The organism is Bacillus sp. JJ1532 (assembly GCF_036965085.1).
Taxonomy (GTDB): domain Bacteria; phylum Bacillota; class Bacilli; order Bacillales; family Cytobacillaceae; genus Cytobacillus.
Window position 1 is genome coordinate 12,326 of record NZ_JBALOW010000024.1, and the last position, 14,606, is coordinate 26,931.

At 42.4% G+C, this 14,606-nt stretch carries 14 protein-coding genes; all 14 read left to right on the forward strand.

Features of this window, described 5'->3' with window-relative positions:
- Positions 1–47: 47 nt before the first annotated feature.
- The 14 genes from V7122_RS10415 to prmC all read left to right on the forward strand — a co-directional run bounded on the left by V7122_RS10415 (position 48) and on the right by prmC (position 14,019).
- Entirely contained in the window at positions 48–905 is an 858-nt protein-coding gene (locus V7122_RS10415; RefSeq protein WP_335344256.1) for a class II fructose-bisphosphate aldolase, read from the forward strand.
- Positions 906–1,005: 100 nt separating this feature from the next.
- Positions 1,006–1,647: a fructose-6-phosphate aldolase gene (fsa, locus tag V7122_RS10420; RefSeq protein WP_335344255.1), complete on the forward strand. Its 642-nt coding sequence runs from the start codon at positions 1,006–1,008 to the stop codon at positions 1,645–1,647.
- A 334-nt stretch (positions 1,648–1,981) separates the two neighbouring features.
- Complete coding sequence (locus tag V7122_RS10425) at positions 1,982–3,268, forward strand: UDP-N-acetylglucosamine 1-carboxyvinyltransferase (RefSeq protein WP_335526610.1); 1,287 nt, start codon at positions 1,982–1,984, stop codon at positions 3,266–3,268.
- A gap of 107 nt (positions 3,269–3,375) precedes the next feature.
- The gene (glpX, locus tag V7122_RS10430) at positions 3,376–4,338 is read left to right on the forward strand and encodes a class II fructose-bisphosphatase (protein WP_335353982.1); all 963 of its coding nucleotides are present in this window, start codon (positions 3,376–3,378) and stop codon (positions 4,336–4,338) included.
- A gap of 501 nt (positions 4,339–4,839) precedes the next feature.
- Positions 4,840–6,108, forward strand: a complete 1,269-nt coding sequence (gene rho, locus V7122_RS10435) for a transcription termination factor Rho (RefSeq protein WP_438824044.1) — start codon at positions 4,840–4,842, stop codon at positions 6,106–6,108.
- 302 nt (positions 6,109–6,410) lie between these two features.
- Positions 6,411–6,620, forward strand: a complete 210-nt coding sequence (gene rpmE, locus V7122_RS10440; RefSeq protein WP_315669110.1) for a 50S ribosomal protein L31 — start codon at positions 6,411–6,413, stop codon at positions 6,618–6,620.
- A 96-nt stretch (positions 6,621–6,716) separates the two neighbouring features.
- The gene (locus V7122_RS10445) at positions 6,717–7,334 is read left to right on the forward strand and encodes a thymidine kinase (RefSeq protein ID WP_335344253.1); all 618 of its coding nucleotides are present in this window, start codon (positions 6,717–6,719) and stop codon (positions 7,332–7,334) included.
- A 69-nt stretch (positions 7,335–7,403) separates the two neighbouring features.
- A complete protein-coding gene (locus tag V7122_RS10450; protein WP_335526612.1) occupies positions 7,404–7,526 on the forward strand; it encodes a hypothetical protein in 123 nt (40 codons plus the stop codon).
- A gap of 15 nt (positions 7,527–7,541) precedes the next feature.
- The gene (locus tag V7122_RS10455; protein WP_335526614.1) at positions 7,542–7,985 is read left to right on the forward strand and encodes a hypothetical protein; all 444 of its coding nucleotides are present in this window, start codon (positions 7,542–7,544) and stop codon (positions 7,983–7,985) included.
- Between the two features lie 367 nt (positions 7,986–8,352).
- On the forward strand, positions 8,353–9,330 hold the full coding sequence (locus tag V7122_RS10460) for a DMT family transporter (protein ID WP_335344251.1): 978 nt from the start codon (positions 8,353–8,355) through the stop codon (positions 9,328–9,330).
- 75 nt (positions 9,331–9,405) lie between these two features.
- Complete coding sequence (locus V7122_RS10465; protein ID WP_335344250.1) at positions 9,406–10,059, forward strand: GntR family transcriptional regulator; 654 nt, start codon at positions 9,406–9,408, stop codon at positions 10,057–10,059.
- Between the two features lie 449 nt (positions 10,060–10,508).
- Positions 10,509–11,852 (forward strand): serine hydroxymethyltransferase, encoded by a 1,344-nt coding sequence (glyA, locus tag V7122_RS10470; RefSeq protein ID WP_335526617.1) that lies wholly within the window; start codon positions 10,509–10,511, stop codon positions 11,850–11,852.
- Positions 11,853–12,080: 228 nt separating this feature from the next.
- Positions 12,081–13,154 carry a peptide chain release factor 1 gene (gene prfA / locus V7122_RS10475; protein ID WP_335526619.1) on the forward strand — a complete coding sequence of 358 codons (1,074 nt, stop codon included), beginning with the start codon at positions 12,081–12,083 and terminating at the stop codon, positions 13,152–13,154.
- Entirely contained in the window at positions 13,147–14,019 is an 873-nt protein-coding gene (gene prmC, locus V7122_RS10480; protein ID WP_335526621.1) for a peptide chain release factor N(5)-glutamine methyltransferase, read from the forward strand. Before prfA ends, prmC begins: the two co-directional genes overlap by 8 nt.
- The last annotated feature ends 587 nt before the right edge of the window (positions 14,020–14,606 follow it).

A 14,606-nucleotide genomic window follows, 5' to 3' on the forward strand; every position in this document is an offset into this window, starting at 1 on the left:
CTTATCCTGTGAAAATTAGAAGCGATGATGACGAAGGAGGAAGAAATATGCCTTTAGTATCAATGACTGACATGCTGAACAAGGGAAAAGCGGAGGGCTATGCAGTAGGTCAATTTAACTTAAATAATCTTGAGTTTACTCAAGCGATTCTTCAAGCGGCAGAGGAAGAAAAATCCCCTGTTATTCTTGGTGTGTCCGAAGGGGCAGCACGCTATATGGGCGGATTCAAAACCGTTGTAAAATTGGTAGAAGGCTTACTTGAAGATTATAAAATTTCAGTACCTGTAGCGATTCATTTAGATCATGGATCAAGCTTCGATAAATGTAAAGAAGCCATCGATGCTGGCTTCACTTCTGTCATGATTGACGCCTCTCATGATCCTTTTGAGGAAAATGTGGCAACCACTTCAAAGGTAGTGGAATATGCGCATGCCCGCGGAGTGTCAGTGGAAGCCGAATTAGGGACAGTTGGCGGACAAGAGGATGATGTTGTAGCGGATGGCGTTATTTACGCGGATGCAAAAGAATGTGAAGAGCTTGTGAAAAGAACGAAAATTGACTGTCTTGCTCCTGCGCTAGGATCCGTTCATGGTCCATACAAAGGGGAACCAAATCTTGGTTTTGCTGAAATGGAAGAAATCGGCCAGCTAACAGGCGTTCCACTTGTTCTGCACGGCGGAACGGGAATTCCAACGAAAGATATTCAAAGAGCGGTTTCTTTAGGAACGGCCAAAATTAATGTAAATACTGAGAATCAAATTGCTTCTGCCAAGCGTGTTCGCGAGGTATTAGCAGCCAATCCGGAGATGTATGATCCGCGCAAATACTTAGGACCTGCTAGAGAGGCCATTAAGGAAACCGTTATTGGAAAAATGCGCGAGTTTGGTTCTTCTGGAAAGGCTTAATAGCAGTGGAGATTTTTTAATGAAACCGCCTTTAGGATAGAGGCGGTTTTGATTCATTTGTTGGATAACAGGAAATTTATTATTTTGAGGAGGAAATATAATGAAATTTTTTATCGATACAGCGAATATGGATGAGATTAAAGAAGCACATGCATTAGGTATTTTAGATGGGGTTACGACTAACCCTTCATTGGTGGCGAAGGAGAAGAATGTTTCTTTCCATGACCGACTTAAAGAAATTACAGAGCTTGTCCCAGGTTCAGTAAGTGCAGAGGTTATCGCCTTAGACGCAGAAGGCATGATAAAAGAAGGACGCGAGTTAGCGGCTATTGCGCCTAATATTACAGTTAAAGTCCCAATGACGCCAGATGGATTAAAGGCTGTTAATACTTTTTCAAAAGAAGGCATCAAAACAAATGTCACGTTAATTTTCAGTGCTAACCAGGCGTTGCTGGCAGCAAGAGCAGGGGCAACGTATGTTTCTCCTTTCCTTGGCCGATTAGACGATATTGGCCATAACGGGCTGGATTTAATTTCTACGATTGCAGATATATTTGCTATCCATGACATTAAGACGGAAATTATTGCAGCATCCATTCGTCATCCTCAGCACGTAACCGATGCCGCTTTAAGAGGAGCTCATATTTCAACGATCCCGTATAAAGTAATTATGCAATTATTTAAACACCCGCTAACGGATAAAGGAATTGAAGCATTTCTTGCTGACTGGAATTCTCGTTAAAGAATATTTTTGATTGTAAATGGAGGGGTACTCATTTTTTACAAAAATTTGGGTTTTACGAATGGCCAATTTGGGGTAAAGTGTTAGTAGCAAGCGCTAGAAGTCGATGAACGAATGGAAACTTTATTTTCATAACCACACATGGGAATGGCTTTTTCGTGTAAACTAGAAGATAAGGATCATGTCGGAATGAACAGGATGCGACCTGTTTTCAGTACAATTCGTAAAGCAAAGGACAAGCTAAATAATTCCTACATAGTTCAAGAAGAATGCAAACATTTCATTACCCACGCAGCGATTTTCATATACTTTACGGCGTAGAAGGGAGCTAAAAATGGAAAAGCTTATGATTGCAGGCGGTTACCCATTAAAAGGAACTGTTCGAATTAGCGGAGCAAAAAATAGTGCAGTGGCATTGATTCCGGCTACGATTCTAGCTGATTCGCCTGTCACTATTGAAGGGCTGCCAGATATTTCGGATGTGCAAATTTTAAAAGGACTGCTTGAAGAACTTGGAGGGACCGTCAGCTTTGTTAATGGCGATATGAAAGTTGACCCTTCTTCGATGATTTCCATGCCTTTGCCGAATGGAAAAGTAAAGAAACTGCGTGCCTCTTATTATTTAATGGGGGCCATGCTTGGTCGATTCAAAAAAGCAGTGATTGGTCTGCCAGGTGGATGCCATCTTGGACCGAGACCGATTGACCAGCATATTAAGGGCTTCGAGGCTCTTGGCGCCACTGTAACCAATGAGCAGGGGGCCATTTACCTGCGGGCGGATGAACTTCGAGGGGCTCGAATTTATCTGGATGTTGTCAGTGTTGGGGCGACCATCAACATTATGCTGGCAGCTGTTAGAGCTAAAGGAAGAACGATCATTGAAAATGCGGCAAAAGAGCCGGAGATTATTGATGTAGCCACTTTGCTGACGAATATGGGGGCAAAAATTAAGGGTGCTGGAACAGATGTTATTCGAATTGATGGGGTAGACCAGCTGCATGGCTGCCAGCACACCATCATCCCGGACCGTATCGAAGCGGGTACGTATATGTTACTTGGTGCAGCTGTTGGTGAAGGAATGACCATTGATAATGTGATCCCTCAGCATCTTGAGTCACTGATTGCAAAATTAAGAGAAATGGGTGCTCAGATTGAAACAGGGGATGATCATGTCTATATCCATCCGGTAGGAAAAAGAAAAGCCGTTGATATTAAGACACTTGTTTATCCAGGTTTCCCGACAGATCTGCAGCAGCCCTTTACGTCTTTATTAACGAGTGCGGATGGGACAAGTATGGTGACGGACACCATTTATAGTGCCCGTTTTAAACATATTGATGAATTAAGAAGAATGAATGCGAATATTAAGGTGGAAGGCCGTTCGGCGATTATTCACGGGCCTGTCAAGCTTCAGGGCGCCAAAGTGAAGGCCAGTGATTTACGAGCCGGCGCCGCCCTAGTCATCGCTGGGCTGATGGCGGACGGAATAACAGAAGTTACCGGGGTTGAGCATATCGACAGAGGCTACAGCCATCTTGTAGAAAAGTTAAATGGCCTTGGGGCAACCATATGGCGAGAAAATTTAACAAAAGAAGAACTGGAACAAATGAAAAATGCTTAACCTTACTGATTAATTGATGAATCTGCCTAATGGTACCCCTGGGTCCCAATAGGCATTTCGAATTTTTCGCATAAATGTGAACAGCAGAGATTTGAGGGGGAAAAAGGATGGAACGCAGTTTAACAATGGAGCTTGTTCGTGTGACAGAAGGGGCAGCCTTAGCATCGGCCCGCTGGATGGGACGCGGGAAAAAGGATGAAGCAGATGATGCAGCTACAACAGCCATGAGAAATGTGTTTGATACCGTACCAATGAAGGGAACCGTTGTCATTGGCGAAGGGGAAATGGATGAGGCGCCAATGCTTTACATCGGAGAAAAGCTTGGTACTGGTTACGGTCCGCGTGTTGATGTAGCAGTAGATCCGCTTGAAGGAACGAATATTGTTGCATCAGGAGGCTGGAATGCTCTGGCCGTATTGGCTGTAGCAGATCATGGCAATTTGCTTCACGCTCCTGATATGTATATGGACAAAATCGCGGTTGGCCCTGAAGCTGTAGGCCAAATTGATATTAATGCTTCAGTCATCGATAACTTGAAGGCTGTAGCAAAAGCGAAAAATAAAGATATTGAAGATGTGGTTGCAACGGTCTTAAATCGTGATCGTCATAGTCACATTGTAGCTCAGCTTCGTGAAGCGGGAGCTAGAATTAAATTGATAAATGACGGGGATGTGGCTGGTGCGATTAACACAGCATTTGATCATACCGGAGTTGACATTCTTTTCGGACTTGGCGGTGCACCAGAGGGCGTTTTAGCCGCTGTAGCACTTAAATGTCTAGGCGGAGAAATTCAAGGAAAGCTTGTTCCGCAGAACGATGCTGAAATCGAGCGCTGCAAGAAAATGGGTCTTGATGTAAACAAAATTCTTCTTATGGAGGATTTAGTAAAAGGCGATGATGCCATCTTTGCTGCAACGGGTGTGACAGATGGAGAGCTTCTTCGCGGGGTACAATTTAAAGGAACGTACGGGTCTACTCATACGGTTGTTATGCGTGCAAAATCCGGAACAGTCCGTTTCATTGAAGGACGTCATAGTTTAACGAAAAAACCAAACCTAGTCATTGGATAAAGTGAGTCTTTACGGGCTGTTGATCCCCCGCTTAGAAATTTTTGTTTACTCAACTACTTGAAGTGGGGGTCTTACAGCCCGTTAATCTGCGATAATATCTTCAGAATGCTAGTTCATTCCATTGGGAAGTCACATTCCCAAGCTAAAAATGAAGAGGATTAAGAAATAAAAAGGTCTGGCTATGAATTTGCCAGGCCGAATCCTCTTATTTCCTGCCAAAATTGACTTGTTTCCTAATTGTAAATAAAATATAGTTAATACAGGCCCCTATGGGGAGTGCTTTTAAGTTTTTCCAATAAAGCTGCCTCAAAAAAATAACCTTTCAAAGTTGTAGGATTAAATGGGCTCCTTTTTTGATTTATCCTCAAGTTTAATTATATATAATACTAGTTTTAGTTTTACCTCAATCATATTTTTCCCGTTTTATTTTATTGTTTCTTAAGTTGACGGATTTCAATTTTTTAGGGGAAGAGTTTGAAAAAATAAAAGTGTGGTGTCATTATGGGATTAAATATATCCAGTTTAGAAAATATGAAGTTAAAAGAGCTTTATGAGCTTGCCCGTGAATATAAAGTTTCTTATTACAGCAAATTAACAAAGAAAGAATTAATTTTTGCGATTTTAAAGGCGAGAGCAGAGAAGGAAGGATACTTCTTTATGGAAGGTGTCCTGGAAATTATCCAATCAGAGGGCTTTGGATTTTTAAGGCCGATCAATTATTCACCAAGCTCTGAGGATATTTATATTTCGGCTTCGCAAATCCGCCGTTTTGACTTAAGGAATGGGGATAAGGTTTCTGGAAAAGTTCGTCCTCCGAAAGAGAATGAACGGTATTTTGGCTTGCTTCAAGTAGAACTTGTTAATGGGGACGACCCGGAAACCGCGAAGGAGCGCGTGCATTTCCCTGCTTTAACGCCGTTATATCCAGACAGCCACATGAAGCTGGAAACAACGCAAAGGCATCTTTCTACGAGAATTATGGACGTGCTGGCACCAGTTGGATTTGGACAGCGTGGTTTAATTGTCGCTCCGCCTAAAGCAGGTAAAACGATGCTTTTAAAAGAAATTGCTAATAGCATTACAACGAACCATCCTGAAGTGGAGCTTATCGTCCTTTTAATTGATGAGCGCCCGGAAGAGGTAACTGATATTGAACGCTCTGTTGCGGGAGATGTTGTGAGCTCAACCTTTGATGAGGTTCCTGAAAATCATATTAAAGTGGCGGAGCTTGTCCTTGAACGTGCGATGCGCCTAGTCGAGCATAAGCGCGATGTTGTGATCCTAATGGATAGTATTACGAGATTGGCAAGGGCCTATAACCTTGTTATTCCGCCGAGCGGCAGAACGCTGTCAGGGGGGATTGACCCGGCAGCCTTCCACCGTCCAAAACGTTTCTTCGGTGCGGCGCGTAATATTGAAGAAGGCGGCAGCTTAACCATATTAGCAACTGCTCTTGTCGATACAGGCTCCAGAATGGACGATGTTATTTACGAGGAATTTAAAGGGACTGGGAATATGGAGCTTCATCTTGATCGTTCACTTGCGGAAAGAAGAATCTTCCCAGCGATTGATATCCGCCGTTCCGGAACGCGTAAAGAAGAGCTTCTTATCCAGAAGGAACAGCTGGACATGCTTTGGGCGATTCGAAAATCCATGTCAGACTCACCAGATTTTGCTGAGAAGTTCTTGCGCAAGCTAAGACAGACGAAATCAAATGAAGACTTTTTTGCAAATCTGGCAGAAGAAATGAAGTCGAAGCGTTCTCACTAGTAGGAGATCCTCTTTGGATGGGAAAATTGGAAACAAGTCATTAGTTTCCAGATTCTTCTTAGGAAGAGTGGGAAATTGGAAACAAAGCCGATAAGCTTCCCCAATTTCCACCGAAAAGAGTGAAAAAGGGGAAACATTTAGTGGATAATTTTTCTCTCTTTATATAGGAAATCAAATATTGCAAAATGGGGTTGACCTTGTTATAATAATTCCAGTGTGCTTTAGATTATACGGTCATCTAATTTGACCCGTAATATATAACTCTGTCTCAGTATGATTCAGGGCGGAAGGAGATGAAAAGAATGAAAGCAGGAATTCATCCAAATTACAATAAAGCAATCGTTAAATGTGCATGTGGTAATGAATTTGAAACGGGTTCTGTTCAAAAGGAAATCCGTGTTGAAACTTGTTCTGAATGCCATCCATTCTACACAGGTCGTCAAAAATTCGCTGAAGCTGGCGGACGTGTTGACCGTTTCAACAAAAAATACGGCATTAAGCAACAACAATAATAAAAAAACCAAAACAGGCAAGTTTTCTTTCTTGCCTGTTTTTTATTTCAATTTTACAGCATAATTTGCACTGTTTTTAAGGAGGAGAGGCCTTCTATGTATGTCATGAAGCATCATGGATGGGTAGAGGTGATTTGCGGGAGCATGTTCTCTGGAAAATCCGAAGAACTGATTCGCCGGGTACGCAGAGTGCAATTTGCGAAACAGCAAATTGTCGTGTTTAAACCGCAAATAGATAACCGCTATAGTGAAGAAGCGGTCGTTTCCCATAATGGGACAGCCTTTACAGCTATACCGATTTCAAATTCTACAGAGATTTTCAAACATATTCACTCTGATATCGATGTCATTGCTATTGATGAGGTTCAATTTTTTGACTCGGAAATTGTAAAGGTGATTCAGCATCTAGCGAATAGCGGCCATCGTGTCATTGCAGCAGGCCTCGATCAGGATTTCCGCGGCGAGCCATTCGGACAAATGCCAGATCTTATGGCCATTGCCGAATTAGTGACTAAGCTCCAAGCGGTCTGTGCGGTTTGCGGCTCACCAGCCAGCCGTACGCAAAGATTAATTAACGGGGAGCCCGCTTCCTATGATGATCCTGTTATTTTGGTTGGTGCTTCTGAAGCATATGAAGCACGGTGCCGGCATCATCATGAAGTGCCAAAGTCACCCAAAATTCTGGGTGAAGAGCAGGCAACACAGCTTTTATAAAATACTTAATTCTGTCTGAAGGGATTCAGGCAGTTTTTTTTTGTTTATGGGGAAGGCGGTGGCGGATATATGGTTCAAAGTGGCGGATATCCTGATGGAACTGGCGGATATACTGGCTTTGGCAAATTTTTAGAGGGGAATTTTTGGCTGAAATTGGGCGGTGGAATCTCCGGTATAGTGGACATGCTATAGATGGAGGTGTAAGTGATGAAAAGATGGTTTGTTTTAATTATGCTTCTTGTATTGACGGCGGGCTGTACGAATTTTAATCGTGGAGTCGAAAAGCTTTACGGTCCGAATGAGGATCAAGATGGGTTTAGAAATGTTTCTACCCGAAATGATGATCAGGACTATAATACGAGGGCTTGGACAATGGATGAACAAAATCCTAATTTTCCTAATACGACAGGAACGAATAGGGTAAATCAGCAGTCAGAAATTAATCAAGCGCGCCAGGTCATCGATGCCATAGATGGCTACCGTTCTGGTCCCGTATGGATAAACGGTGATGATATGTGGGTCACGGCTTATAAAAAAGGCATGCTGTCTGATAGCCAAAGAACGAAGGAAGCGTCTAATCTCCGAAAAAAGCTAGAAAATGCGTTGCCTCGCTATCATATTGAAATAAAAATTCAAGAAGATCGAAGGTAAAATGCCTTGCTGTTGCAGCAGGGTATTTTTTGTTGTGGATTGTCATCTTGGCGGACACCAGTTCCGTTATCTGTGACAAAACGGGTTAATTCCTTATGTATACGGACAGAGGTTCCTTTATTTTGTAAAAAAGCAGTGATATTCTAGCGCTTTTATGTAAATAACGTCCTTAGTGTCCGCAAAGCCCCTTGAATAAGGTCTTTTAATGAAAATAGCGGATTGTATGTCCGTAAGTTTTTTCAACTATCGAGATTTATACAAAAAAATCTCCCTCAATCTTTTAAAAAAGAGTTGATAAAAAACCAAAATGCGATATATTAGTTATATGAATTTAACATAATATTTCAAATTTTGGGGAGAGAACATCATGCGGCCGATCATAATAGGTATCTTTGCAGCATTCTTTTTTGCCTTTACATTCGTTTTGAATCGATCAATGGAGCTATCAGGGGGAAGCTGGATTTGGAGTGCTTCGTTACGATATATATTTATGGTGCCATTTCTTATTGCTATTGTCGTGATCAGGAGGAATTTAAAGCCACTTTTGATTGAAATGAAAAAGAATCCGGGCGCCTGGCTTCTATGGAGTTTGATCGGATTTGGACTTTTCTACGCCCCTATAAGCTTTGCGGCGGCCTATGGACCAGGATGGCTGATTGCCGGAACATGGCAAGTGACGATCATATCGGGCTCACTTCTCGCTCCATTATTTTTCGAAACAAAACAAACACGGAACGGCCCTATTAAAGTAAGAGGGAAAATTCCGCTTATCGGTCTGTCGATGTCATTGATCATACTTCTAGGTGTTGCATTCATGCAGCTAGAGCAAGCAAGCAATCTTTCTGGAAATATGCTCTTGTTAGGGGTGGTGCCGGTCATTATTGCCTCATTTGCCTATCCATTAGGGAACCGGAAAATGATGGAGGTTTGCGGAAATCGGTTAGATGCTTATCAGCGGGTGCTAGGGATGACATTAGCAAGCCTGCCGTTCTGGCTGCTTTTATCTTTATATGGAGTTGCAACTGTTGGGCTGCCAAGCACGGGACAAACCTTTCAATCACTTCTAGTTGCATTGTTTTCTGGAGTGATTGCTACAGTACTTTTTTTCAAGGCAACGGATTTAGTAAAAGGGGATATGCAGAAGCTAGGAGCCGTGGAAGCAACGCAATCATTTGAAGTTTTATTTGCCGTAGCGGGTGAGATGCTCATTTTATCAGCACCTGTTCCTTCGTTTATTTCTTGGATCGGCATTCTATTGGTCATTGCAGGATTGGTTCTGCACAGCTATGTTTCCAACAGGGAAAAACCGTTAAAGGTACCGGCGATAAGATATAAATCTAGCTAAGCAAAAACTCATAAGGATGCCTTTGCCCGTCATGCTTAAATTGACAGACAAATACAAGGTTGATATATTGGTTTTATGAAGATAATTAAAACGATTGCACGCCCTGCTTTAAGAGATCAAGTATATGAGTCATTGAAGAAAGCCATTGTGACATTGGAATTAGAGCCTGGCCAGCGGATTATGGATAAGGATTTAGCCACACAGTTTGGTGTTAGCAGAACGCCTGTGAGGGAAGCACTCAAAAGGCTGGAGGATGAAGGCCTTGTTGAATCATTGCCTGGCTCGCAAACTCGAATTACGGAAATTCATTTGGAGGAGGCGAAAAGCGCGTTTACCGTTGTTGCAGCCCTGCATGGGTTAGCTGCACGTCTGGCAGTACCGTCTATTACGGAAGAAGATATTCAACTAATGGAAGAAAGCAATGCTCAGTTAAAAAGGGCATTAGAAAATAAAGATGTTTTAGATGCAGTGGAAGCAGACGACCAATTTCATGCGATTCTGTTATTAGCTTCCGGGAATCAGGAAATAAGCCTGGCATTAGAAAGAATTATGTCGAAGGTTCGGAGACTGGAATTTTCAAAGTTTAGTTCTCTTGATGGAATGAAATCGATTGCGGAGCACGATGAAATCATTTCTGCCTGCCGAACTAAAAATGCAAGCCTAGCCAGTTCACTGTTAGAAGAAAATTGGCTGAGTCTAGGAAGGTTATTAGTCGGAGATGCGGAATAAAGTGAATGATGCACTTTTTGAGTATAACAGCCGTTATACTCTTTTTATTTTGCTTTTTTCAAAGAGATTAAGTTTTCTAGTTCATTAACTGGTTCAAGAGGACAAAAACGGGGGGCTCCAGTGTTAAAGGACATACTAATTTAATTCTTGCAATTCGTGTCCTATAAAACGTAGCTAAAGGACATGAATTGGCGTTTTCCAAAATATTATGTCCTATAAAACCTTTTAGTGATTCATAAAAGTCTGAAAATAAATATTAGAAAAAATAAAATAATCAGAAAAATGACATTGACTGTTTGAACGATATGCGATATATTGGTTTTGGGCTTAGATTTCCCAATTAAATAATATGTTCCAATGCAGCTCTGAGTTTTCATACGATAATCAGTCAGAATGTTGTGCTTTTTGTAAAGGGATTGAACTAGATTACAAATTTAGGAGGAACGGCAATGACTTCACTTACCACAACGGCTGGAAATTATGATGTTCATGACTCAAAGGTATTAGATTGGGCAAAGGATATTATTGAAAAAAGCTCTTCTGCGAGATTAATCCAGAAGGAAATTATTGATGCTGTCGACCGGAATGCCATTTGGAGAGGGCAGGAGTGTCTTAATTTATTGGCCCCTGAGGCGCCGACAAGCCCAACTGTAAGGCAATTATTAGCTTCTGAAGTGGGAACAAGAGCGGCTGAGGGTCATATTGGACCAACACAAAGATGGTTTTCCGGAACGAAATATATAGATGAAATTGAATCATTATGTGTGGAATTGCTGAAAAAGGTATTTAATAGTAATTACGCAGATCATCGCCTCGTAGCAAGTATGATCGGGAATATGACGGTTTATGCTGCGTTAACGAAGCCTGGGGACAATATTTTAACAATTGCTCAGCCATTTGGCGGACATTCTAGTAATCGTTACGATGGACCTGCGGGAATTCGCGGTTTGAACATTTACGATGTTCCGATGGATCCTGTTGATCTCGTTGTGAATATCGATGAGTTTGCCAAGGTGGCGAGGGAGGTAAAGCCTAAGCTCGTGACGCTCGGTGCGTCCATGACGCTGTTCCCATTCCCGCTGAAGGAAATGTCTGATATTGTGAGCGAATGGGGCGGGAAAATCTTCTTCGATGGAGCCCATCAGCTAGGCCTTATCGGCGGCGGACAATTCCAAGATCCATTAAACGAGGGTGCCTGTGTTATGACAGGCTCAGCTGGAAAAACATTCAGCGGACCACAGAGCGGAATTATTGTCTGGAATGATCCTGAGCTAACGAAGCCAATTTGCGATACGATTTTCCCAGCACTTGCTGCCACTCACCAAGTGAACCGTGTAGCAGCATTGGCGGCATCAGCAGCAGAATTCCTGGCATTTGGGAAGGAATATATGGCGCAAATTGTGGCCAATGCCAAGGCTCTGGCAAAAGCATTGCATGAGCGAGGCATTACAGTACTCGGAGCCCATAAAGGTTTTACCGAAACCCATCAGGTTATTTTGGATGTGAAACAGTTCGGTGGCGGGCTTGATGTGGCTCATAAACTGGCAAAAGCGAATATCATTACGAATAAAAATCTGATTCCAAGTGATAAACCTGAGGATTGGGATTTTCCAAGCGGCTTGCGCATTGGAACGATTGAAATTACCCGCCTTGGCATGAAGGAAGCGGAGATGGAGATCATCGCAGACTATATTGTCAGTGTGCTAGAGGATCGGGATACGGTTGAGAATGTTCGCAAACAAGTCATTGATATGCGTTCTGCCTACCAAAAAATCCATTACTGCTTTGATTAATATCGCATAAAATATTAGCCAAAAAGGTTATCGTTCTTGAAACGGTAGCCTTTTCTATTTCTTTTTCCAAATTATTTTTGACCTCATCTTTCACCTATACTATAATTAGAATGTTATGGACTTTATCGGTGAATAAGCGTGAATCGCTGCTTTTAGCGTAAACGTATTGAATAGATATAGCTCGGAAATAATACTCCGAAGTGTTATGGAAATTAGAGGTGAAATGCTGTGTTTGATCGTCTTCAATCTGTAGAGGACCGCTATGAAAGATTAAATGAGCTTTTAAGTGATCCGGAAATTGTTAATGATCCAAAAAAATTGCGCGAATACTCGAAGGAACAGTCAGATATTCAAGAGACTGTTGAAGCTTATCGTGAATATAAAGATGTTCGTGAGCAGTATCAAGATGCGAAAGCCATGCTTGATGACAAGCTAGATGCGGAAATGCGTGAAATGGTAAAGGAAGAGCTTGATGAGCTGGAAGATAAGGTCGAGGAATTAGAAGCTCGTTTAAAGATTCTTTTAATCCCGAAAGATCCGAACGATGATAAAAACGTCATTATGGAAATTCGTGGAGCAGCAGGCGGAGATGAAGCTGCCTTGTTTGCCGGAGATTTATACCGCATGTACAGCCGGTTTGCTGAGACACAAGGCTGGAAAACGGAAGTCATTGAAACACACTCAACTGGAGTAGGCGGCTACAAGGAAATTATTTTTATGATTAACGGAAACGGCGCTTATTCAAAATTGAAGTTTGAAAATGGCGCTCACCGCGTACAGCGTGTACCGGAAACAGAATCTGGCGGTCGTATCCATACTTCTACGGCAACGGTTGCGGTATTACCAGAGGCAGAGGAAGTTGAAATTGAAATTCATGATAAAGATGTTCGTGTTGATACATTTGCATCAAGTGGACCAGGTGGACAGAGTGTTAACACTACAATGTCAGCTGTTCGTTTAACACATATTCCAACAGGTACAGTTGTTTCCTGCCAGGATGAAAAATCGCAAATTAAGAATAAAGAAAAAGCCATGAAAGTTTTACGTGCGCGTGTTTATGATAAATTCCAACGGGAAGCACAGGCTGAGTATGATCAGGCCCGTAAATCCGCAGTTGGTACCGGAGACCGTTCTGAGCGTATCCGTACGTACAACTTCCCGCAAAATCGTGTAACAGACCACCGCATTGGATTAACGATCCAAAAGCTTGACCAAATTCTTTCAGGGAAATTGGATGAAGTGATTGATGCGTTAATCGTTGAAGAACAGTCAGCTAAGCTGGAAAGTGCATCAAATGAGTAATCAAGCTATGAAAGTCTATGAAGCCCTCCAGTGGGCTTCTTCTTTTTTAAAAGAAAAAAATCGAGATGACAATGCGGGAGAAATATTATTGCAGCATTATATGAGAATGGACCGGTCAAAATTTTTAGCTAGCCTGCGTGAAGAGGTGGAGGCGCAGGTTTTCGAAGATTTTAAAAAGGCGGTGCTTCTTCATAGTGAGGGCAAGCCCGTTCAATATATTATTGGTTTCGAATCCTTTTATGGGCGGGATTTTAAAGTGAATGAGGATGTCCTGATTCCTCGTCCGGAAACGGAGGAACTTGTTTATCATACGCTGCAGCGAAGCGGGAAACTTTTTGGAATGCAGGAGGGTCTTAAATTGGCGGATATCGGGACGGGGAGCGGCGCTATTGCCGTCACGTTAAAGCTTGAGTACCCTGAATTAGCTGTAACCGCGACAGATATTTATGGACCGACTCTGCTTTTAGCGGAGGAAAATGCCCATCATCTTGGTGCGAATGTTCGCTTTATCCAAGGTGATCTACTGAAGCCCTTTATCGAGAGTAGCGAGCGGTTTGATATTGTTCTTTCCAACCCGCCGTATATTCCGGATGGCGATATTGAATGGATGTCAGAGGTTGTAACCGAGCACGAGCCGCACCGGGCACTGTTTGCAGGAGTTGATGGTTTGAATATTTATAAAAGGCTAGCGGAGGAGCTCCCACTTGTTGCCCGTGAACAGGCGTTAATAGGTTTTGAGGTAGGGGCTGGTCAAAGTGAAGCTGTTGCTAGTCTGCTAAAACAAGCCTTTCCTCAAGCAAAAGTGGAGACGGTTTATGATATTAACGGGAAGGACCGAATGGTATTTGCGGAGGTTGGATTTTAGGAAAATGGGTGCTCTCGTAGTGAGTGTTTCTTTGATTTCGAGCCCAAAGTGCTTGTCATGAAGACTTCATAGTGAGTGTTTCTGTCAGTTCAAGATCAAAACGCTCGTCATGAAGTCTTCATAGTGAGTGTTTCTGCCAATCTAAGGCCAAAATGCTCGTCATGAAGACTTCATAGTGAGTGTTTCTGTCAAACCAAGATCAAAACACTCGTTATGAAGCCTCCATAGTGAGTGTTTCTGCCAGTCCAAGGTCAAAACGCTCGTCATGAAGGCTCCATAGTGAGTGTTTCTGCCAGTCCAAGCCCAAAACTCTCACCATAAAGGCCCAGAGTAACGCTATCCCAAAAAATCAGCACAATCCCAAATCAAAAGCCCTTAGAAAAATTCTAAGGGCTCCTTGATTTATGTATTCTGTTCTTCAGGCACTAAAATTTATCCCTTTTTACCGGTTTTCAGCAGGGTTTGATGGGTCGCTTCCGGTAGCTCGCTAGGCTTATATGGCTTAATTAAAAAGTCGTTGGCCCGAGGGATAATCCCTTCTAAATCGGTTGAGATAAAATTTTAATAGAATGAAAGAATCCCCATCT

Coding starts and splice junctions, on each gene's coding strand:
- V7122_RS10415 (WP_335344256.1), top strand. CDS start 48: ATGCCTTTAGTATCAATGACTGACATGCTGAACAAGGGAAAAGCGGAG.
- fsa (WP_335344255.1), top strand. CDS start 1,006: ATGAAATTTTTTATCGATACAGCGAATATGGATGAGATTAAAGAAGCA.
- V7122_RS10425 (WP_335526610.1), top strand. CDS start 1,982: ATGGAAAAGCTTATGATTGCAGGCGGTTACCCATTAAAAGGAACTGTT.
- glpX (WP_335353982.1), top strand. CDS start 3,376: ATGGAACGCAGTTTAACAATGGAGCTTGTTCGTGTGACAGAAGGGGCA.
- rho (WP_438824044.1), top strand. CDS start 4,840: ATGGGATTAAATATATCCAGTTTAGAAAATATGAAGTTAAAAGAGCTT.
- rpmE (WP_315669110.1), top strand. CDS start 6,411: ATGAAAGCAGGAATTCATCCAAATTACAATAAAGCAATCGTTAAATGT.
- V7122_RS10445 (WP_335344253.1), top strand. CDS start 6,717: ATGTATGTCATGAAGCATCATGGATGGGTAGAGGTGATTTGCGGGAGC.
- V7122_RS10450 (WP_335526612.1), top strand. CDS start 7,404: ATGGTTCAAAGTGGCGGATATCCTGATGGAACTGGCGGATATACTGGC.
- V7122_RS10455 (WP_335526614.1), top strand. CDS start 7,542: ATGAAAAGATGGTTTGTTTTAATTATGCTTCTTGTATTGACGGCGGGC.
- V7122_RS10460 (WP_335344251.1), top strand. CDS start 8,353: ATGCGGCCGATCATAATAGGTATCTTTGCAGCATTCTTTTTTGCCTTT.
- V7122_RS10465 (WP_335344250.1), top strand. CDS start 9,406: ATGAAGATAATTAAAACGATTGCACGCCCTGCTTTAAGAGATCAAGTA.
- glyA (WP_335526617.1), top strand. CDS start 10,509: ATGACTTCACTTACCACAACGGCTGGAAATTATGATGTTCATGACTCA.
- prmC (WP_335526621.1), top strand. CDS start 13,147: ATGAGTAATCAAGCTATGAAAGTCTATGAAGCCCTCCAGTGGGCTTCT.